Genomic DNA, 18,693 nt, shown 5'->3' with positions numbered 1-18,693 from the left:
GGCCCTCTTTTGCAGTCGTATCGGCGTTTCTCTTATCGAAGCAGATCGGCGGCGACCTTGCCGCTTTCCAGCGCACCCTGTATCGCCGACCAGCGGGTGTAGTCGCCCGCCAGGACGGCGTTGCCCTCTGGCGCTGTCGGGTCCGGGAGCGCGTCCCGATACCCCGGCGGCTGAGCGAACTGTGAGAGCGGGACGCGGTCAGTCCGGAGCAGTTCCAGCGCCTCGAAGCTCGCGTTCGGATACCACGACTGCAGCGCCGCCCGGACTTCGGCGGCCAGTTCCGCATCGCTTTCCTCCGGCGTCCCGAGGAATGTGGCGCTGTATAGCTCCATGCCAGCGGGCGCGTACTCGCTGGCGACCGCCGACAGCGGCGCGACGGTGTTGGGCCGGTCGTCGGCCGCGTTGAGGATGATGCGCTGGCCGGTCGTCGGCGCGCGGTTCGTCGGGAGCGCGAAGTACTGCGTGACACAGCCGACCGGCGCAGTCGGAATCGCATCAATATCCGTCAGCTCTGCCGCTGTCTCCGGGTCCGTCGCGACGACGCAACTCTCGGCCGTCACCGTCTCCGTGCCCATCTTGACAGTGACCTCGCCGTCGTGGGTATCTAAGTCAGTTACGGCCGCGTCGGTCTCGATGGTTGCACCCGCTGAACGAGCGCGGTCGGCGAGCTGTCGCGGCATCGCCTGCATCCCGTCGGCCGGGACGAATATCTCGCCCTCGCTCAGCATCTTGTATGTGTACTCGAAGATGCTGCTGTCGGTCCCCAGCGAGCGGTCGAGCGTGATGCCGCCGTAAAAGGGTGCGGCGAACCGCTCGACGAACCGCCGCGAGAACCCGTAGTCGGCGAGGTACTCCCGGATGGTCTGCCCGCCGCGAGAGAGCAGTTCGACCGGCTCGACGCGGGCCAGTTCGCGCTGGAGCCGAAACAGCCTGAGCTTGTCGGCCGTGCGCACGTCGGTGTTGAGCAGCGTCTGTGGCGCGGCCGTGGGGTTGCGAAGCGGGTCCGACAGCACCGAACGGTGGTTCGGACTAGCGATAGTGGCCCCCGGCGTGAATGTCCGGGGCGAGAGCGCCTCGATGTCGAGTTCACGCTTGGCCGCGGGGTACGCAGTGAACATCACCTGGAACCCGCGGTCGAACGTGTAACCGTCCTCGTGGACCGTCCGGACGCGACCCCCGACCTCTGAGGCCTGTTCGAAGACGGTCACGTCTCGGCCCGACTCCGCCAAGTGCCGGGCGGCGACCAGCCCGGCGAGTCCGCCTCCGGCGACGACGACATCTGTCATACCCTCAGGTTCGACCGCCCCGGACAAGAGCGTGCTGAAGCGGGACCGGACCACACTTGGTCGTCCCGTCCACAGAGGAAGACATGAAGACGACTGCGGCGTTTCGCGGCCTCATCTGCACGGCGTGTGGCGCAGAAACCGACAGCACGGCCGACCGCTGTCCCGACTGCGGCGGGGTCCTCGTCGGTGACTACGACGTTCCGGCGCTGACGCCCGAAGCGCTGCCCGACGCGACGGGGCCGGCCCGGTACGAGTCGCTGCGGCCGTTCCCGCGGAGCGAGACGGTGACGCTGGGCGAGGGGGCGACGCCGCTGGTCCTGGTCCCGGACCTCGCCGACGAACTCGGCGTCGAATCGGTGTACGTCAAAGACGAGGGGCGCAATCCGACGGCCTCGCTGAGCGACCGCAAGCTCTCGCTGTCGGTCACTGCCGCCACACAACGCGGAGCCGAGCGCGTCGTGACGCCCTCGACGGGCAACGGTGCACAGGCCAGCGCCGCCTACGCGGCCCGCGCCGGCGTCGAGTCGAAGGGCTTCGTCCCCTCGCGGTGCCCGTTCCTCAACAAGGCGATGGTGAACGTCCACGGCGGTGACATGCGCGTCGTCGAGGGCCGATACGACGACGCCGTCTCGGCCTTCGACGAGGAACTGGCCGAGGCCGCCGAGGGCTGGGCCCCGGTCGCGCCCGGCCACCCCTTCCGCGTCGAGGGGGCCAAATCCGTCGCCTTCGAGACCGCCGACGACCTCGGCTGGGCGGCCCCCGACGCGGTGGTCCACCCCACCGGTCACGGCGAGACGGTCGTCGGCCTCGAACGTGGATTCCAGGCGGCGGTCGACAGCGGCCTCGCGGACGCGGTCCCGCGAATCTACGCCGCACAGCCCGACTCGGCGGCCGCCATCGCCGACGCCGCACGCGAGGGCGACGACGAGCCGGCGACGGTCGAACACCCCGACACCATCGTCGGCCCGCTCGAAGTCCCAGACCCCGCCGCCGGCGCTGCGGCGCTCGACTCGCTGGAGCGCTCGGGCGGGGGCGGCGTCGCCGTCCCGGACACGGACATCCTGGCCGGTGCCGTCGACGGCTGCGAGATGGGGCCGGAAACGGGCGCGACCGGCGGGACGGCCGTCGCTGGCGCGCGGGCGCTGGCTGACGACGGTGCCTTCGACAGCGACGACGTGGTCGTCCTCGTGAACCCCGTCGCCGGCAGCAAGGAGGCGGACCTGCTGCGCAGTCACCTCATGAGCCAGGGTATCTGAGGCCGCCGTCGGCCGGAGTGGGGGCCGCCGTGACACAGCACCGCATACTTCGGTGTCGTTTAGCCCGTCGTGGCACAACACTGGCCTGATGCGCGCCGCAGCGTTCAGCGAACTCACTGGCCCGGACGGCGTCTCGATTGTCAACCGACCGACCCCCGGACCCGGACGCGGCGAGGCGGTGGTCTCCGTCGAGGCGTGCGCAATTAACCGCCACGACCTCTGGATTCTCGAAGGCGATTCCGCGATGGTCGACGCGGACGACCTGCCCTTTGTCACCGGTCTCGATGTCGCTGGGACCGTCGACGCCGTGGGCGAGGGCGTCACCGCCGTCGAACCCGGAGACCGGGTGGTACTCTGCCCGAACGAGACCTGCGGGACCTGCCGCTACTGTCGGGAGGGGCCGGAGAACCTCTGTGCGAACTTCTCGCTGTACCACGGCGGCCTCGCCGAGGCTGCCCGCGTGCAGGCCGACCGCCTCGTCGCGCTCCCCGACGGCGTGGACACGGTCGAGGCGGCCGCGCTGCCGACGGCCTACATGACGGCCTTCCACATGCTCCGGCGGGTCGAGGCCGGTCCGGGCGACCTGGTGTTCGTCCCGGGCGTCACCGGCGGCGTCGGTGTCGCGGGCGTGCAACTCGCCGACGCGCTCGGCGCTGACACTGTCGGCACCTCCTCCTCTCAGGACAAACTGGACCGCGTCGAATCGCTCGGTCTGGACCACGCAATCAAGAGCATCGACCCGGACGAGATTCGGGCGGCAGTCGACGATGTCGGCACAGTCGACGGCGTGCTCAATCACCTCGGTGGTGAGTACACGCAGGTCGGCCTTGACGTGCTGCGACGCGGCGGACGGATGGCGGTCTGTGGGCGGACGGCCGGCGGCACGTCCGAAATCGACATCCCGGACCTGTTCCTCGGGCATAAACGCGTCATCGGGAGTACGATGGGGACGCAGGGCGACCTAGAGCGACTCGTCGGCCTCGTTGCTGACGGCTCGCTCTCCCCCGAAATCGAGGAGACGTACTCGCTTGAAGAGACCGGTACGGCGTTTGTGGCAATGCAGAATCGCGATAGCGTTGGCAAGCTCGTCGTGACGCCGTAGTCACCCTTGCGACCCGCAGAGACTTTCGAAACTAACTCTGGCACAGACGGCCGGTGTCCCGTCGCTGTCGGTGCTTAGGGCAGTCTGTCCATCGGTCGCAGCTGCCACCACTTATCGGGCGATAATGACTGGAACAGGCGAGTTACGGAACACTTTCTGAGCGACGTTCCCGACGACCAGCCGATCGGCTAAGGAGCCGCCGTGCGTTCCGAGTACGACCGCATCGAAGTCGTCAGCTCTATTCAGAATCGCCCGGACCGGGTGGCCCAGTTGCACTTCAGTGGTTATTTCGACATCGTACTCGGCGGCGCGCTCACGAGCCTCGTCGAATACTCCTTCCGCACGCCTCTCGGCAGCCGCTTCGACATCATCCTCAAGAGCAAGTGAGGTGGCCGCTCCCCCCAACGGCGACGGTCCGCCCACGACGTGTAAGACAGTAATCTCCGCGTCAGGATGGTTCTCAAGGGCGTACCCAAGCGCTCGCCGGGCCATTTCCGAATCGTCCATCGGAACGAGAATCCGTGCGATCATATCGTGACTACGGTCAGCCTGTGGATAAAATGGTGGTGCGCCTTGTTCGGAGACGCGACGCAGTCCCGTCGGCTGTGAACGCCTCTCGGTCTTGCCGGCGGCAGCTGGTCGGTTCGCCGTCCGTTGACCGAGGCGTGCAAGATGCAGTACACCTGCGAGCACAGAGCGGTCGTAAACTCACTCTGCAACGTGGCGGGAATCGAACGTAGTGTTAAATCAATAGCCTGTCAAACCGTGGCTATGAGCCACACGATCAACTCGATTCTCGTGCCGACCGACGGCAGTGACGGGGCACGAATAGGGGCTCGGCGAGCTATCGATCTCGCAGCTACAATCGGTGCCGACCTCCACGTACTGTCAGCAGTTGACGCCCGTGACATCGAACCGGAGCTGAATTCTGACGGGCAGACCGACCGGGAGCGTCTCCTCACGGAGGCGGCTGAACGGGCGGTAGACTCCATCGCGAGACTCGCCAGGGCGCATCTCTCCGGGCAAATCACTACCGCCGTCGAGTCAGGGATTCCGTTTCAGGCGGTCAACGACTACGTCGATGCTCACGACATCGATCTCATTGTTATGGGGACGCAGGGACGGACAGGGTTCGAACGGGTTGCACTCGGGAGTGTTGCAGAAAAGACGCTGCGGACTGCCGCTGTCCCAATCGTCACGGTCACTCCGGATGGGGATATCGTCGAAATCGGCGAGCAACGGTACGAAAACATTCTCGTCCCGACTGACGGCAGCGAGGGGGCAACACTCGCAATCGAATGGGGTATCACGCTAGCGGAGCTGTATGACGCAACCGTACACACGCTCTACTCTGTCGACACGAGCCGATTCGGCGGCGCTGAAGGATCAGCAGAGATTCACGAGGCGCTTGAGCAAACTGGCCAGAAGGCACTTGCGGCGGTCCATGAGCGTGCCAGCGACGCAGATGTCAGTGTCGCAGGTAACATCGCAAGCGGCCCGGCTGCACGCGCCATTCTCTCCTACAGCGAGGAACACGATATCGACCTCATCGCGATGGGAACACACGGCCGCTCCGGCCTCACGCGATACCTGACCGGAAGCGTCACCGAGACCGTTGTCCGTAATGCGTCTGTCCCGGTCTGCTGTGTCCCGATGCAGTGAGTGGCCTTCAGTCTCCGCTTACGACGCTCGCTGTCGCGATGCCCCGGACGCGTGCTGTTTCGCAGTGGTGTATGCCTCCCGGACGCGCTTGAACTCGTCCTCGTTGCCGCCGTGGTCCGGATGGACCTCCTTGACGCGCTCGCGGTAGGCCGATTTCACGTCGTCCAGCGACGCGCTCTGTGTCAGTCCCAGTTCGCTGAACGCCTGGACTGTCGGGTGTGGTTCCTCTTCGGGGTCCGGGCCGAGGTCAACTTCGGGCGTTTCGAAGGGCAGGCGTGCGCCGAGATAGACGCCCGGCATCTCGTGTTCGACCAGTACGGGAATAGTCGGGGACCGCTCGATGCGGTAGTACGCTCGGGCGTCGAACGTGATTGCCACGTCCCGCTTGGGGAGATAGAAGGCGACGTGTTGCCCCTCGACGAAGTGGTTCTCGGCGAACTGCTCGTCGATAGCGGTGAGGTACTCGCGCAGCTCCGCCCGGCGTCGCATCTCCCCGCCGTCTGTCGCCTGCCGGTTCGGCCGCTCGGCCGGAAACACGCGGTTCGCGAGGACGAATAGGCCGGCGACAACGAGGGTTCCGGCGATGCCGAGGGCGAGCCCGAGGACCAGCCACTCCGGCGGCATACCCGGTTGTGTCTGCACGGCCACGAATTAGGGTCCAGTGGTAAAGAAATTCCCGCTCTCCGGCAACAGGTGACTGCTTCAGGCGGACTCCCACCAATCAGTTTCGGAGGGTACCGGCTCCGCCGTCGGTGACAGCCGAGACACGGGGACAGAAATCCGTCTTAACCGATGTATCTGAGGTCCTCGTCGGTGGGCGACGGGGAGTTCTGCTGTTCCATCTCCTGAATCTTCCGGACGACCTCCTCCATCTCGTCGGCGCGGTCCTCCAGCGAACTGTAGTCGACCTCGAACCCGATGACGTCTTGGAGGATTTCGAGAACGGCCTGCGCGCTCTTGGGATCGACCAGATAGCCCGAGGTCTCGCCCATGAGGCAACTGGCCGGCACGTCGCGGCGCTTGCTCAGGCCCAGCAGCAGGCCGGAGACGCCGACGATGCCGCCCGCAGGTTCGTCTTCGCGGAAGGCCACGCCAGCGTCTTCCAGCGTTTCCTTGAAATCCTCGGTTGTCGTCGCGCCGAGCACGTCGTACTCCTCGATGAGTTCGCCGGTCGGGACGCCGCCGAGAGCGAACACCCGCTGAACGCCGAACTCGTCGGCGATGTCGAGGAACGTGTCGGTCAGGCCATAGTGGCCCTGGTTGTCCTGGGCCTGATGGTTCCCGGAAAGCACGAGCAGGTCTTGGCCTTCCTCCGGCGTCACGGCGTGGAACTCTGCGCAGGCAAGTTCCGCCTGTCCGTCGTCAATGCTGACCTGTGGCGGGAAATGTGTTGAGTAGACACGCCGAACGAGCTCGCTTTCGAGTTCCTCCAGTAGGTGTTCGGCGGCGAGTTTGCCGACGTGGCCGACGCCGGGCAGCCCCTCGACCAGTACCGGGTCGTCGAGGTCGGGGTCCGCTACAGTCTCGATGTCGAATTCGTCCATACGGCTTATTCGCGGCTGCGGCGCTTAAGAGAACGTCGATACTCGCCGTAGCTGTCTTCAGGCGAGAACGGCGCGGGTACGCTGTTGACTGCTTCGGCCCCGCAGTCCGGACAGGTGTTGTCCAGCGTGTACACCGGCCGGGCGTGCTCGGACTTCCAGGCAGTGCAGACGCGGATATCCGATTTCATCGGTAGTGACTCACTGAACGACAACCGGCTTACTCGTCGTCTTCGCTGCGCTCACGGTGGAATTGTCCCGTTCCACCGTGTTGCTGGACGACCGCCGCGGCGCGGTCCGCGCTCTCTTCGAGCGCGTCCTCGGCGGTCTTGTAGTCGGGCGCTTGCACCTGGATGCGGTACTCAGGTGAGCCGACGTAGGTCACTTCGAGTTCGATTTCGTCGGGGACCTCGCCGTTGCCCTCGGCGGCCTGCAGTGCTTCCTTGATGATGTCGACGCCGTCGCTTTCGGGACAGGACAGGTCGACATAGCCGGTGACCTGAACGTACGGCACAGAGACGTTGTTCCGAGCCGTCTGCACGATGGCGTCGATTTCCTCCTCGGAGAGGTCGACCTCTTCGAGGGCGTCGTTGCCGTGGATTGCCGCTGATTCGAACCCGTCGTACATCGAGCCGAACTCAGCCAGCAGTTCGTTTGCGATGGCGGCGTAGGTCTCGTCGTCTAAGTCCTCGCCGAAGGCCAGTTCCATCCAGTTGTCGGCCTTCTGCTCGTTTTTCCACTCCTGAATCTTCTCCTTTCGCTGGTGGTCGTTGACGTCCTTGATCGAGAGGTCGATCTGCTGGGCGCTCTCGTCGACGTCAAGCACCTTGGCAACGACTGTCTGCCCTTCGTTGACGTGGTCGCGGACGTTCTTGATCCATCCGCTGGCGACCTCAGAGATGTGACAGAGGCCGCGCTTGCCCTCGTACTCGTCGAGGTCAACGAACACGCCGAAGTCCTCGATCTCGTCGATCTTGCCGACGACGAGTTCGCCCGGTTCGGGCCAGCCGCTGTATTTCATCCTATCGGGCCTCGACGACGGCGGTCACTTCGCCTTCGATGTCGGCCTTCCCGCCGGTTGGGCGGGCGATGGTGTGGCCACAGACGGCACACGAGACCTCGCTCGCGGCCTTCTCGAAGAGAGTCTGTTCGTTCTCGCAGTCGGGGCATTCGACGGTAATGAAGCTTCCTGCCATCGTTACTCCTGGAACTCCAGTCGGCCGGCGCGCCATCCCTCGCGGAGGTGGGCCTTCCCACACTCGCCACAGCGGTACTTGAGGTCCGTCTTCTTGGTGGGCTTGTCGCCACCCGGGACCTTCGAGAACTTGCCGTCGTTCCCGATACCGGAGTTGCGCTCCTCTTGACGGTCATTCCACTTCATCCCGGTCGAGCGACCGGTCCGGACTTTCTCTACCTCGTGTTCCTGGTGCTCGTTACAGTGCGGACAGTACGTATTGAATCGTCGTGGCATCTGCATAGATATCGGCCTTACCGAGCGATTTGACGTGGCCGCTTAAAACCCGTTTGGTTCGGACCCACCGTGTGCCGCACAATCACGTCCCTCTCGGACGACCTGCCCCACATATGGCTCGGACGCTCCCCGCTGCAGCGCCGGCTACTGGAACCGGGCCGACGGCCCGCTGGACTCGATTCGGACCGCGCCGAACACACCCGAATCCGAGCCCGCCAGCAGTTCGAGATTCACCGCTTCGCCAGCGGAGAGCGACCTCAGTTTCTTTGCCAGTTCGTCGTCGATGTAGTCCACGACTTCGTAGGTCTCATCGGTCTCGACGTCCCTGAGTTCCATCCGTCCGTTGTCGTCCATCGGGCTGATGACGACCGAGGCCCGCTCGCACGCCCGCTGCTGTTGTTTCAACATACACGACTGTCATCGATTCGGATATATAAATCTCCGCTATCATGATGTTAAGCATCTAACCACAATCGACAAGAATATAAGGACATTCTAGTTACAGGTCGGTTCGCCGTCGCTCTCTGTCGGTTGGTGCGCTGTGGCGCAATCGCCTTCGAAGTCACTAAGTACGCTGTTGGCAAAGGAACGCGCATGAAGAAGCTCATTATCCACGGCGACCCGGGGCTGCGCAAGGGCGGCCGCATCGAGTACGACGACGAGGAGTACGAGGTGTTCTCGGTCTCGCGGCAGGGCGACTGGCACGGCCCGGACCGGCCACAGCTCTGGTGTACTATCGGCTCGGAGGACGAGGAAGAGACGTTCAAAACCCAGGAGTACATTCCGATGCACCTGGATACGGACGACATTGAGGCCGAGGCCGTCACCGTCCTCCGCGAGCGCGCCCCGCCGAACGCCGAGTCCTGAACGGCCCGTCTTTTCGCCGCGTTCCCAATCTCAGAAGTACTCCGGCCGGACCCGATATATCGTGACGCCGCCGGCTCGTTTCGCCACGGTAACGCCCTGTAGCTGGTCGACCGTCACGTCGTCGTAGCGGGCCCGCTCTGCGGGGCCGACGTAGACATAGCGCACGTCGTAGGCTTCGAGGAGGCGACGCTGCTCGGGTGCGTCGCCGGTGTAAATCGTCTCCACGTCGTCGACGCGGCGGTCGTACACCGTGTCGTTGCGGTACTGGGCTTCGTGGGTCCAGCCCGCGACGGTCGGCAGCCCGGTCAGGCTCGACGGTGCGCTCGCGCCCTTGCCCTCGTCGGCGACCCACTCGTAGTCAGCGGGGGCGGCCGTGACGATGGTCGGCCGTCCGGTCGTCGTCTCGTCGAGCCACCGGATTGCCTCGGCTTCCGCGGGGTGGTCGTCGTCGAGGTACGCCAGCCCATCCAGCGTCGGGTCGCCGGCGTACTCGACGTGGTTCGAGAGCGCGAACACGCCGTACAGGGATGCCGAACAGACAAGCAGGGCGACGAACGCTCGGACGCCGATGTTGGTCCATTCTCGTGCCTGCTTGCCGGTCGGCCGCCAGCGGGTGAGCAGCCACGCTAGCACGGGGCCGGCAGCGACCCCCCAGAGCACCCACACCTGCATGTACGTCTTGAAGACGGTGTTCATCCGGCCGATGTTCTCCCTGACGAAGACGAACTCGACGAGCAGCACGAGGCCCGCACCGGCGAGAATCAGTACCGCCTCAAAGCCGACGGGGCGGTCGCCACCGTCAGCGAGCGCCGGGACCGCATCGACAGTTCGGTCGAGCGTCGGCGAGCGCGCGAACAGCCACGCGCCGACGAGCAAGGGGACGAGCAGGCCGACTGCTGCGATATCGAGCGTCGACGCCAGCGCCGCCGTGCCAACGGCCACGAGACCGACGATTCGGGCCGTACTTCGCTCGACAGCCCGCCCGGTCTGGGCGTACAGGTACAGCCAGAACGGGGCGACGAACAGGCCGTGGACGGCCAGCAACTCCAGCAGCGAGGCTCGGTCTGGCAGGACGGCGATCTCACGTCCGCTCGCCGGGCCGAGCCAGAACGGCAGCGACCAGAGCAGTCCCAGCACCAGAACGACAGCAGCGACGCCCAGTCCCATTCCGATCCGGACACCCTCTTGACCCGGCCCGTTCAGCCGGAGTCGCTGTCCGATGGCCTCTGGTAGGAGCGTCGTTGGGTCGGCCGGCGCGACGGTTACTGTCAGCAGCGCCAGCCCGCCCATCGATGGGAACGACCACGTGTTCGTCACGGCCATGATGCCCGCGACGGCCGGGAGCGCAGCGAAAAGTAGTCCGAGCCGCCGCCGGCGTTCGGCGGCCGGCGTCTGGTAGTAGCTGAAACAGAGCGCAGCAGCAAGTAACAGGAATCCCGTGCTCATCATGTGGGCGTGCATATCGCCGTTGAGCCAGGAAAACAGCGGGAACTCATCGATGACTAGCGCCACACTGGGCTCGTATGTGCCGAAATCAGATGCCGTGTCTTCGATGACGCGGCTCGCGTCCCAGTAACTGAACGAGTCTGGCCCCGCCGCGAGCCCTTTCAATTCGTAGCCGGCCCGTTCGGCGACGCTCTGGCCCAGCCCTCCGGGCAAGAGCCAGATGACGAACTTGACCGGTGTCGATAGGTTGCTGGCAAACCCGACACAGAACGCCGTGAGGCCGGCCGCTAGCCGTCGCGGGAGGCCGCGTTCGCTCGCGACAGCGCCCGCCAGTCCGTACGCCGCTGTGACCAGCGTGGCGTAAAACCCCGCTAGCGCGAGATTGTACGCGAACTGCCCTTCGGTCCCCGTTATCCTGGTGAGAATCGCTGTGATGAGATGCCCGCCGTAGTAGTACGCGACCGGTTCGCCGGCGAACCACATGTCCTCCAGCGGGAGGCTGTCAGCCCGCACGAGCGACTGTAATAGTCCAAAATCGAGGAACTTCTCGCCGCCGATGGGGACGATTGCAGGGTCGAACGCTCGGATGCCAACAAGAAACAGGAACCCGACGGTAAACACGCCCGCCGTTTCGGCGTACGTTCGGAGGTCGAGTGCGCCGTCGACCCGCCGGACAGCTACCGTACTCGTCGCGAGCACGGCGACGCCGAGCCAGACGCCAAGCGTCAGCGAGAGGCGACCGACGAAGTAGGTGACCAGCCATAGTATCGAGACGGCGACCGGGACGCCGAAGGCGAGTCCGCGGTCGGCAAAGCGGGGAAACAGCAGTCCAGCGACGGTTCCGCCAGCGTACAGTAACAGGAGGTAGAGGGCGAGCCAGGTGGCGAGGAGCCCGTATTGCATCAGTGAAGGGACCGGTTCGCTGGCCTATACGCTTTTTTGTTGCTCCCGCGATTATCGACTGGTTAGGAACCGGCAGCTTCGAACTGTTTTTAGTTCCGCCTGTCCCACTATTCGGCAATGTCGCGTTCCGTCGGGGTAGTTCTCCCCGCCTACCGTCCCGACACAGAGCAGTTCGGGACCTATATCGCCGCTATCGACGATGCTCTTGAACCGCAGACTATAGTCGTTGAACTTGATGCACCCCGGGACGGTGTTCCCGCACGGCTCCGCTCGCTCCCAGCCGAAGTCCACACCGTGCCCTATCGCCGCGGGAAAGGTGCAGCTATCACTGCCGGGTTCGAGCGGATGGAGACCGACGTGCTGGCCTTTGTCGACGCCGATGGATCGACACCGGTCGCCTCGCTCGAACGGATACTGGCCCCGGTCACCGAGGGGCGGACGGACCTCGCCGTTGGCTCCCGTCGCCACCCGGATGCCATCGTCGCCAGCCACCAGACGTTCGCTCGCCGATTCCTCGGCGACGGCTTCGCGTGGCTGGCCGGCCAGTTGCTCGACGTACGGCTGTATGATTACCAGTGCGGTGCAAAAGCCATCGATGCGGCCGCCTGGGAGCGCGTCCGCGACCATCTGTACGAACCCGGCTTCGCGTGGGACGTCGAACTGGTAGCCATCGCCGCGGCGCTGGACCTGTGTATCGAGGAGGTCCCCATCGAGTGGGAGGACAAGCCCGGCTCGACGGTGTCGCCGATACGAACGTCGATAGACCTGCTCGAAGCGCTGTTGACGGCTCGCCACCGCTCGAAGCAACTGCGCGACGACGGGTTCCACACCGCCCTGGCCGAGCACCTCGACGAGCCGACCGCCCTCGTCGAGAAGGACCGATGACGGACCTCGAACGGCGGGTCCGACGCCTCGTCCCGGACCGGTTCGAGTCGCTGGTCTCGGGCGTCCGGTTCGGCCAGTTCGTCTCCGTCGGCGTCGTCGGCGCGATAAGCGACAACACCGTCCTCGCCGTGCTCGGCCTGGCATTCGGCGTCAGCGACATGTGGGCCAAAGCCGCGGGCGTCGAGACGGCGATTCTCGTGATGTTTCTGGTCAACGAACACTGGACGTTCGCGGGTCAGGGTGAGACCGGTCGCCGGTCGTTCGCAAAGCGCCTCGGCAAGTCCCACTTGGTCCGGTCCGGCGGCGTCGCGGTCCAGCTCGCAGTTTACTGGCTACTCACGCAGTGGCTGATGATCGAACTCGTTGTCGCTGGAACTGACCTGTGGTTCATCGCCGCGAGCCCGCTCGCGATTGGGGTCGCGATGCTGGTCAACTATGTCGCCGAGAGTCTCTTCACCTGGCAGGTCCACGCGGACGGGTGACCGTAGCGCGTTACTAACTCACGGACGGCACTCGAATCACAACCCTTAATGAGGGGACCGAACTACGAGAAGGTAGCGGGATGGGATAGCCAGGAGATTCCGGCGGGCTCATAACCCGCAGATCGGTAGTTCAAATCTACCTCCCGCTATCATTTTGCCGAACTCACTCCTCCAGCGAGGCGTTTCATCGCCGAGCGCCGCTGAGTTCGGCAATTATTGGCCAGTAGATTTGAACGAGAGAACGCCGAGCGGTAGCGAGGGGCTCGCGTTGTTCAAATCTACCTCCCGCTATATTCTGTCGCTCATAAATCCGTGAGCGACTGGAGTGGTCCAGTATGCCTGATGCGCCTCGCGAGCTGCTGGAGCGTGTGGCCTGAACGGGTTCAAGTCTTCTGTCATACGCTACGACGCTGTCGGCTGCTCTGAGTATCCCGCCGCCGTGTCTCACCGCTCTGGAGGGACGCTCCCACGGCTGTGAGTACTGGTGCGACCTACAGGAACCGTATCAACAGCCGTTCTAGTCGTCGCCGTGCTCGTCGACGATAGTGACCTCGCCGTCGATGACCTGGACGTTGATCAGCGTCTTGGCGTCGTAGCCCGCCTCGTCAAGCTTGTTCGTCCCGTCGGCCTTCTTGATGACACAGACGATGTCGCGGATGTCAGCGCCAATGTCTTCGAGCGCGCCCGTGAGCCCGGCTAGCGTCCCGCCGGTCGAGAGCACGTCGTCGAGCACGAGCACCTGGTCGCCCTCGTACACGTCGTTAACGTACATCTCGCTCTCGGAGTAGCCAGTTACCTGTGACAGTGATACTTCTCCATCAAGCCCGTACTGGCGCTTTCGGACGACGACGAGTGGGATATCGGTCATCAGCGAGACGGCTGTCGAAATATGGATACCCATCGCCGCCGGTGTGACGATCTTGTCGACGTCGTCGAGTTCTGCCTTCCGGATGATCTTGATGACGATTTCACGCAGAAGTTCCGGTCGAAGCATCGGGACCCCGTCGCTGATGGGGTGGACGAAGTAGTGATAGCCTTCCTTCTCGATGATTGGCGCTTCGAGTAGGGACTTCTTGAGTCGGTCCATGCTGGCGGTACTACAAGCCCGTACTAAAATTCTCCGTCACCGACTCAGTAGAGCGTCAGCAGCTCACCGAGTGCTCGCATCATCGGCAGGAGGTGTGCATCACCCAGTGCGTAGTACTCGACGGTGGTTAGGAGTAGAAACACAGCCGCTACACCCGTTGCAGCACCGAGAAGCGCTGCACCGACCTGCCCGGCTCGACCTTTGGAGCGACCGCACAGCGCCCAGATACTGAGTGGGACAGCAACGCCAAGCGCGAGCAGCGCGTGCAACTGGAACGCTTCGCCGATACCGTTCACCGTCAGCGCAACGAACACTACGGTCAGCTGCCCGCCGATAAACACTGTTCCTGCAACTGCCCAGAGGAACATGTGCCAGTGGTCTGCGAGAGTCTGGCGTACCGCTGGAAGCCGCACAAGCAGATACACGCCGAGTGGGTAGAGGGGGAACAGATACCGGGCAGTCACCTGCGCGTGCAGTGGCAAGCGGTTGTTGTACAGCAGGATAACGCCGACGAATGCCGCTATGGCAAACGCGTCCACGACGCGGTCGGCACTGAGTGTTCGGTCAGCTATCGACGATGGCAAACGCAATCGTCGGACGACCGGGAGTGTACCGGCGATGGCGACGAGAACCGGCGCGGATTCGAGCACTGAGAGGTTGACGGATTCCTCGCCGGTCTTATCAAGCGCACCGCCTGCACTTCCTGACCGGACGAAGGCGTGATACACGTCATCTGGTTGCTGCTGGAGCGCTTTGAATCCTGACGCGAGTTCGCCGCCCAGCAACAGCAGTGGACGCATTCCGCTCTCTATGGGCCCAAGCAGAGGTGCCAGCGGTGTAAGCAATCCACCAGAGGCACCACTGCCGCCGCTACCGCCGCCACCGCTTGCACTGCTCGCAGTACCGCCGCCCAGAGAGCCACCGCGGGCAATCAATCGCGGGGGCTTAACCGGAGAGCCCGAGATAACGATGTTAGTGATAACGAACGGCAGCAAGGAGAGGCCGAAAACGACGCCGATACGAGCGAGCGTTCGCGGACTGTTGTCCGGTGCTGTCGGGATATCGACCAGCGCGAGGGCGACACAGAGCAGGAGTGCTTCCGGCGCATGCACCCACGCGTACAGTCCTACCAGCGCGTAGGCGAGCGCGCGGAAGGTCTGTGGCTGCGTAATAACTCCTCCGTCTGTTGGCTTGCGGCTCCGATAGAGGCAGTACGCGATGCAGACCACCACCGTCCCGGTGACGGCGTGGCGCTTCGGCACGGATGCCCAGAACGCGAGTGGTGTCCCGGCCGTGAGTACCACGGTGCCCAGGAGCCCCTGCCGACGTGTTTGCATCCGGCTGAGGAGCCGATAGAGAACCACCGGCGTGAACGCCGCAATAAGGAGATGCGTCAGTTGCAGCGCGTACAGATGGATTCGACCGGCGTCGAGTGGCTGTGCCAGTATCACGTTCAGCCCGAACAGTCCCAGAACGGCGACAGTACCGCCGTAGAGAATCCAGTCGTCGTCGGTGTAGTAACTGCACTGGACCACCAGCGCCAACAGCGCGAGCGACCAGAGCGCGACCAACGCAATGCGGAGCTCGACGATGGTGGTGAGCAGGTCAAGCACGAACACGAGCGGTAGCGAGAGGACAATGACGCCGTAGTTTCGCGCGTGCCACTGGCCGCCGTAGTTATTTGCCCCCGGCGTGTTGAGTCCAGGGCCGTAGGCAGCTTCAGTCATCGCTAGCTGTCCGTTTGAGAGGCTGTACAGCCCATTCGCCAGCGTGTAGGAATCGTTTATCAGGAACGCCGTCCGCCACACCAGCCCGAACAGCACGACTGTCGCGAGAAACACGGTCAGGCCGAGCCGGTCGCCAAACAGCACAGCGTACGCTGTCTCGCGAGTGTTCGAGAGGGCGGGCGTCCGCCGTCGAAGACGTCCGACAAACTCTGTTGCCGTCATTTGACCACCGATATCGTGACGTTGCGCGTCGCCACCACGCCGTGGCCCGCCCCGTCGCGCTTGCTCACGGCCACCGTGCCGTTGTACTGTTCGCGCTTGATCTCCCCGTCGGTGAACGTGTCCGACGCCAGCGTCAGGTCGTACGTGTCACCGGTCGAGTCGTCCAAGAAGTGATTCGTCGTCCGCGTGTACCCCAGTTCCTCGATTGTGAGTTCGTAGACGAGTGTCGGCTGTCCGGTTCGATTCGCGAACTGTATGCGGACCGGTGGCGCATCGAGGTAGTAGCTCGCCGCCCCGTAGGACCCTTTCTCAAGCGTTACTTTCTCAGGCATTTCGACTGCAGAAACCGTGACGTTGCCAGTTTCTAGTGCGACTGGCTCCGGCTCCGTTGCCAGTGTTACGCCGGGGACCAGCGGGCCGGAAAGCAGTGTAACGCCGAGTATAATGGCGATTACACTGGTGGTAATGGCCCGCGTTTTTTCCATTGTTACCAGTCACTAGATATCTGGCAATAAAAGTGTCGTGGCGTCTTCTCGTGTCTGATTCTATATGGGCGACTCCGACGTTAGGAGATCACTCACAGCTGGTTATCCAATCACAGAGAGTGGCGCTCGGTGCTCAAGAAAAATGTAAGTGCTGCAATAAAGTGAAGAAAGCAACGAGTATATATCCCAGCGAGTGAGAGGTTTGGGTTCTGTAAAGCCAGAATTAAGATAGCGGTGACACCGCTCATTAACTAAAAATTAAAAACAAAATTGATGGATGGATTATGCGTCCGGACCGGTGTCCTGAGCGAGCGTTGCGGAAGTATCGCCTTCCGGAGGCTCGTAAATCACTCGAAGGTCGTAGTTACTGTCAACGTCTGCTTCTACGTTACTGCCTGCCGTGACGTCCGAGCCGGAACTGGTATATGATTCGTGGCTTGTCCAGTCTCCATTACTTGATGTACCACTGTTACTGCCAAACGTTCCACGAATGTACAGACTGCTTACTTCGATACTGTCTCCACCATCGTGGGTGACAGTAACAAGTCCATCAGCAGTCCCAGACTCAGCTTCTCCAGCTTCATATTCCCATGAGAAGCTAGCCTGCGGCGTGGCCTGCTGTGCCTGGTCACCGAGACCAAGCACAAAGGAGGCGATTACTGCGGCCAGAATGACCGTGATTGCGACCATCAGGATGACCCCGATGACCGGCGACACTGCGTCGTCGTCGTGGATGAGTTGTTTGATATCCATGGTTTGTTCGACGCACACCGCGAGCGTGACCCGAGTAGGAAACCCCTATAGTTTGAAGGATTTCCTTACTGGCTCGCGGGGTGTGCTGCTTCAACCACATGAGAGGGACCCACTTATACACACAGCACGTTTTAGCCGTTCAACGTTGCCTTGAAAGCCTTCAAGGGTGGCTGTACCGCCGAAATTTGATATAGCGCTGCATGAATAGTTCAGCGCTAACCAAGACAAACGAAACAATGAACACCGTGAAATAAACAGAAGTTTAGTTGTCGGACTCGGCTTCCTCTGCCACATACTCGGTCAGAGTCATCTCACGACCAGCGTAGGTGTGATAGCCTGCGGAGACGCTGAGCACAATCGCGATCAGCGTGGCCCAGACCAGCGGTGGAATGACCGTGAACGGGTAGACGCCGACCCAGAGAATCGTCACGATTGCTAGACTGACCGCGCCGAGCGAGAGATAGTACTCGCGCCAGGGGAACTCGCTTCCCGGCACGATTTCGAGATAGACAGTGAGTTCCTCCGTGTGTGCTGTCTTTGAGATTGTCCCGTTCTCGTCGTCATAGTCGATGATACCCGTCTCATGCATCCGCGGAAGATGAGACTGCTGTAACGTGGTGTAGACACGCTTCCGTTGGGCGCTCGTGACAGCCGTGTTCGGGCAGTCGTACTCCTGTGCCGCGACGTGTGACGCAAGGTCGCCGAGCTGTACTGGCCCGTCGTGTTCTCGTAGATACTGAAGCGTGTACCGACGCCGCTCATTCTGCAGTACGTCGAATATTTCGCCTTTTGAAAGATCGTCGTCCCCAGCGGAGTCCGACCGTTCTACCTGCTTGCTCATATTATTCTCTCCAGTCCCCACCACCCATCGCAGGGAATACAGCGAACATCAGGGTGTCCATCAATTATAAACTCACGGGTTTTACACTCGGAAAAAACGAGACGCCGGGGTTTATGAGTTAGGACCGGTCGCAGTGGCGAGCGTTGCGGAGTTATCGCCAGTGGCCGACTGGTAGACTAGGTTGATAGTGAAACTATCCGAGTCAACTCCGACAGTGACGCTATTACCTGCGACAACCTTGCTGTTGCTCCCGCTGGCACCCCCCTGCCACGTACCCTCTGAAGTCATATCAGGAGTATCTCCCTCAGACCCACTGGCGACATCTCCTCTGAAGTATAAATTACTCGCTTTTATTGAGTCACCACCCTCATGCGTGAACTTAACCCAGTCATTTCCATCATCGTACTCCGTACTGAAGCTAGCCTGTGGTGCCGTGTTGCTGACCTGATCGCCCAGACCGAGGACGAATGTTGCGATAACGGCCGCGAGGATGACCGTAATTGCGACCATCAGGATGACCCCGATGACCGGCGACACAGCATCGTCGTCGTTGAAGAATCGTTTGAGTTCCATTGTCTTGTCCGCACGCATCAACAGGTTCCCCTGTTATGCCGTGCTTACCGAATCGTGGCTATGGAGCTATATAAGTCTGCACCTGTATTATCAGAAACTGTAAT

22 protein-coding genes and 1 tRNA gene are annotated in these 18,693 nt (G+C 62.7%); 7 read left to right on the top strand and 16 right to left on the bottom strand.

From position 1 onward, the window contains the following. Positions 1-32 precede the first annotated feature (32 nt). On the bottom strand, positions 33-1,286 hold the full coding sequence (locus D3D01_RS02240; protein WP_199725361.1) for an NAD(P)/FAD-dependent oxidoreductase: 1,254 nt from the start codon (positions 1,284-1,286) through the stop codon (positions 33-35). A gap of 83 nt (positions 1,287-1,369) precedes the next feature. Here D3D01_RS02240 and D3D01_RS02235 point away from each other — a divergent pair, with 83 nt between their 5' ends. Further along, positions 1,370-2,542: a pyridoxal-phosphate dependent enzyme gene (locus D3D01_RS02235; protein ID WP_121511315.1), complete on the top strand. Its 1,173-nt coding sequence runs from the start codon at positions 1,370-1,372 to the stop codon at positions 2,540-2,542. A gap of 88 nt (positions 2,543-2,630) precedes the next feature. Further along, positions 2,631-3,644 (top strand): alcohol dehydrogenase catalytic domain-containing protein, encoded by a 1,014-nt coding sequence (locus D3D01_RS02230; protein ID WP_121511095.1) that lies wholly within the window; start codon positions 2,631-2,633, stop codon positions 3,642-3,644. Positions 3,645-3,755: 111 nt separating this feature from the next. Here D3D01_RS02230 and D3D01_RS02225 read toward each other — a convergent pair whose 3' ends face one another. Beyond that, positions 3,756-4,175: a universal stress protein gene (locus D3D01_RS02225; protein ID WP_101349428.1), complete on the bottom strand. Its 420-nt coding sequence runs from the start codon at positions 4,173-4,175 to the stop codon at positions 3,756-3,758. 240 nt (positions 4,176-4,415) lie between these two features. On the opposite strand from D3D01_RS02225, the gene D3D01_RS02220 reads away from it, so the two are divergent. After that, positions 4,416-5,306, top strand: coding sequence for a universal stress protein (locus D3D01_RS02220; RefSeq protein WP_121511094.1), 891 nt, complete (start codon positions 4,416-4,418; stop codon positions 5,304-5,306). An 18-nt stretch (positions 5,307-5,324) separates the two neighbouring features. Here D3D01_RS02220 and D3D01_RS02215 read toward each other — a convergent pair whose 3' ends face one another. From D3D01_RS02215 to D3D01_RS02185, 7 genes are all read right to left on the bottom strand, one after another. Beyond that, entirely contained in the window at positions 5,325-5,948 is a 624-nt protein-coding gene (locus D3D01_RS02215) for a J domain-containing protein (RefSeq protein WP_101349430.1), read from the bottom strand. 143 nt (positions 5,949-6,091) lie between these two features. Then, the gene (locus tag D3D01_RS02210) at positions 6,092-6,850 is read right to left on the bottom strand and encodes a proteasome assembly chaperone family protein (RefSeq protein ID WP_101349431.1); all 759 of its coding nucleotides are present in this window, start codon (positions 6,848-6,850) and stop codon (positions 6,092-6,094) included. Between the two features lie 5 nt (positions 6,851-6,855). Next, positions 6,856-7,038, bottom strand: a complete 183-nt coding sequence (locus D3D01_RS02205) for an RNA-protein complex protein Nop10 (protein WP_101349432.1) — start codon at positions 7,036-7,038, stop codon at positions 6,856-6,858. Positions 7,039-7,067: 29 nt separating this feature from the next. Then, complete coding sequence (locus tag D3D01_RS02200) at positions 7,068-7,868, bottom strand: translation initiation factor IF-2 subunit alpha (protein ID WP_064288280.1); 801 nt, start codon at positions 7,866-7,868, stop codon at positions 7,068-7,070. Position 7,869: 1 nt separating this feature from the next. Continuing rightward, complete coding sequence (locus tag D3D01_RS02195) at positions 7,870-8,043, bottom strand: 30S ribosomal protein S27e (RefSeq protein ID WP_004518703.1); 174 nt, start codon at positions 8,041-8,043, stop codon at positions 7,870-7,872. A 2-nt stretch (positions 8,044-8,045) separates the two neighbouring features. Beyond that, on the bottom strand, positions 8,046-8,324 hold the full coding sequence (locus tag D3D01_RS02190; RefSeq protein WP_121511093.1) for a 50S ribosomal protein L44e: 279 nt from the start codon (positions 8,322-8,324) through the stop codon (positions 8,046-8,048). Between the two features lie 138 nt (positions 8,325-8,462). Beyond that, the gene (locus D3D01_RS02185) at positions 8,463-8,726 is read right to left on the bottom strand and encodes a hypothetical protein (protein WP_121511092.1); all 264 of its coding nucleotides are present in this window, start codon (positions 8,724-8,726) and stop codon (positions 8,463-8,465) included. A gap of 186 nt (positions 8,727-8,912) precedes the next feature. Between D3D01_RS02185 and D3D01_RS02180 the strand changes: the two genes are divergently transcribed. Beyond that, positions 8,913-9,185, top strand: a complete 273-nt coding sequence (locus D3D01_RS02180; protein ID WP_064288282.1) for an HAH_0734 family protein — start codon at positions 8,913-8,915, stop codon at positions 9,183-9,185. Between the two features lie 30 nt (positions 9,186-9,215). Here D3D01_RS02180 and D3D01_RS02175 read toward each other — a convergent pair whose 3' ends face one another. Beyond that, the gene (locus tag D3D01_RS02175) at positions 9,216-11,534 is read right to left on the bottom strand and encodes a DUF2298 domain-containing protein (RefSeq protein ID WP_121511091.1); all 2,319 of its coding nucleotides are present in this window, start codon (positions 11,532-11,534) and stop codon (positions 9,216-9,218) included. 117 nt (positions 11,535-11,651) lie between these two features. Here D3D01_RS02175 and D3D01_RS02170 point away from each other — a divergent pair, with 117 nt between their 5' ends. The 3 genes from D3D01_RS02170 (at position 11,652) to D3D01_RS02160 (ending at position 13,050) form a co-directional block, all read left to right on the top strand. Beyond that, positions 11,652-12,419 (top strand): glycosyltransferase, encoded by a 768-nt coding sequence (locus tag D3D01_RS02170; protein ID WP_101349435.1) that lies wholly within the window; start codon positions 11,652-11,654, stop codon positions 12,417-12,419. Continuing rightward, positions 12,416-12,901 (top strand): GtrA family protein, encoded by a 486-nt coding sequence (locus D3D01_RS02165; RefSeq protein ID WP_101349436.1) that lies wholly within the window; start codon positions 12,416-12,418, stop codon positions 12,899-12,901. The genes D3D01_RS02170 and D3D01_RS02165 overlap by 4 nt, the downstream gene beginning before the upstream one ends. A gap of 74 nt (positions 12,902-12,975) precedes the next feature. Then, a tRNA-Met gene (locus tag D3D01_RS02160) sits at positions 12,976-13,050 on the top strand. A 368-nt stretch (positions 13,051-13,418) separates the two neighbouring features. Here D3D01_RS02160 and hpt read toward each other — a convergent pair. From hpt to D3D01_RS02130, 6 genes are all read right to left on the bottom strand, one after another. Then, positions 13,419-13,988, bottom strand: a complete 570-nt coding sequence (gene hpt / locus D3D01_RS02155) for a hypoxanthine/guanine phosphoribosyltransferase (RefSeq protein ID WP_004518711.1) — start codon at positions 13,986-13,988, stop codon at positions 13,419-13,421. Positions 13,989-14,032: 44 nt separating this feature from the next. After that, positions 14,033-15,937 (bottom strand): hypothetical protein, encoded by a 1,905-nt coding sequence (locus D3D01_RS02150; RefSeq protein WP_121511090.1) that lies wholly within the window; start codon positions 15,935-15,937, stop codon positions 14,033-14,035. After that, positions 15,934-16,422, bottom strand: coding sequence for a hypothetical protein (locus D3D01_RS02145; protein ID WP_121511089.1), 489 nt, complete (start codon positions 16,420-16,422; stop codon positions 15,934-15,936). The genes D3D01_RS02150 and D3D01_RS02145 overlap by 4 nt, the downstream gene beginning before the upstream one ends. Before the next feature lie 282 nt (positions 16,423-16,704). Then, the gene (locus tag D3D01_RS02140; protein ID WP_101349439.1) at positions 16,705-17,175 is read right to left on the bottom strand and encodes a type IV pilin; all 471 of its coding nucleotides are present in this window, start codon (positions 17,173-17,175) and stop codon (positions 16,705-16,707) included. 262 nt (positions 17,176-17,437) lie between these two features. After that, a complete protein-coding gene (locus tag D3D01_RS02135; RefSeq protein WP_101349440.1) occupies positions 17,438-18,016 on the bottom strand; it encodes a hypothetical protein in 579 nt (192 codons plus the stop codon). A 111-nt stretch (positions 18,017-18,127) separates the two neighbouring features. After that, positions 18,128-18,589: a type IV pilin gene (locus D3D01_RS02130; RefSeq protein WP_121511314.1), complete on the bottom strand. Its 462-nt coding sequence runs from the start codon at positions 18,587-18,589 to the stop codon at positions 18,128-18,130. Positions 18,590-18,693: the final 104 nt, after the last annotated feature.

It is taken from the genome of Haloarcula sp. Atlit-7R (assembly GCF_003666065.1).
GTDB classification, from domain to species: domain Archaea; phylum Halobacteriota; class Halobacteria; order Halobacteriales; family Haloarculaceae; genus Haloarcula; species Haloarcula taiwanensis.
Note: the sequence above shows the minus strand (reverse complement) of the source record. Positions and strands in the feature narration are given on the sequence as shown.

Coding starts and splice junctions, on each gene's coding strand:
- D3D01_RS02240 (WP_199725361.1), bottom strand. CDS start 1,286: ATGACAGATGTCGTCGTCGCCGGAGGCGGACTCGCCGGGCTGGTCGCC.
- D3D01_RS02235 (WP_121511315.1), top strand. CDS start 1,370: ATGAAGACGACTGCGGCGTTTCGCGGCCTCATCTGCACGGCGTGTGGC.
- D3D01_RS02230 (WP_121511095.1), top strand. CDS start 2,631: ATGCGCGCCGCAGCGTTCAGCGAACTCACTGGCCCGGACGGCGTCTCG.
- D3D01_RS02225 (WP_101349428.1), bottom strand. CDS start 4,175: ATGATCGCACGGATTCTCGTTCCGATGGACGATTCGGAAATGGCCCGG.
- D3D01_RS02220 (WP_121511094.1), top strand. CDS start 4,416: ATGAGCCACACGATCAACTCGATTCTCGTGCCGACCGACGGCAGTGAC.
- D3D01_RS02210 (WP_101349431.1), bottom strand. CDS start 6,850: ATGGACGAATTCGACATCGAGACTGTAGCGGACCCCGACCTCGACGAC.
- D3D01_RS02205 (WP_101349432.1), bottom strand. CDS start 7,038: ATGAAATCGGATATCCGCGTCTGCACTGCCTGGAAGTCCGAGCACGCC.
- D3D01_RS02200 (WP_064288280.1), bottom strand. CDS start 7,868: ATGAAATACAGCGGCTGGCCCGAACCGGGCGAACTCGTCGTCGGCAAG.
- D3D01_RS02195 (WP_004518703.1), bottom strand. CDS start 8,043: ATGGCAGGAAGCTTCATTACCGTCGAATGCCCCGACTGCGAGAACGAA.
- D3D01_RS02190 (WP_121511093.1), bottom strand. CDS start 8,324: ATGCAGATGCCACGACGATTCAATACGTACTGTCCGCACTGTAACGAG.
- D3D01_RS02185 (WP_121511092.1), bottom strand. CDS start 8,726: ATGTTGAAACAACAGCAGCGGGCGTGCGAGCGGGCCTCGGTCGTCATC.
- D3D01_RS02180 (WP_064288282.1), top strand. CDS start 8,913: ATGAAGAAGCTCATTATCCACGGCGACCCGGGGCTGCGCAAGGGCGGC.
- D3D01_RS02175 (WP_121511091.1), bottom strand. CDS start 11,534: ATGCAATACGGGCTCCTCGCCACCTGGCTCGCCCTCTACCTCCTGTTA.
- D3D01_RS02170 (WP_101349435.1), top strand. CDS start 11,652: ATGTCGCGTTCCGTCGGGGTAGTTCTCCCCGCCTACCGTCCCGACACA.
- D3D01_RS02165 (WP_101349436.1), top strand. CDS start 12,416: ATGACGGACCTCGAACGGCGGGTCCGACGCCTCGTCCCGGACCGGTTC.
- hpt (WP_004518711.1), bottom strand. CDS start 13,988: ATGGACCGACTCAAGAAGTCCCTACTCGAAGCGCCAATCATCGAGAAG.
- D3D01_RS02150 (WP_121511090.1), bottom strand. CDS start 15,937: ATGACGGCAACAGAGTTTGTCGGACGTCTTCGACGGCGGACGCCCGCC.
- D3D01_RS02145 (WP_121511089.1), bottom strand. CDS start 16,422: ATGGAAAAAACGCGGGCCATTACCACCAGTGTAATCGCCATTATACTC.
- D3D01_RS02140 (WP_101349439.1), bottom strand. CDS start 17,175: ATGGATATCAAACAACTCATCCACGACGACGACGCAGTGTCGCCGGTC.
- D3D01_RS02135 (WP_101349440.1), bottom strand. CDS start 18,016: ATGAGCAAGCAGGTAGAACGGTCGGACTCCGCTGGGGACGACGATCTT.
- D3D01_RS02130 (WP_121511314.1), bottom strand. CDS start 18,589: ATGGAACTCAAACGATTCTTCAACGACGACGATGCTGTGTCGCCGGTC.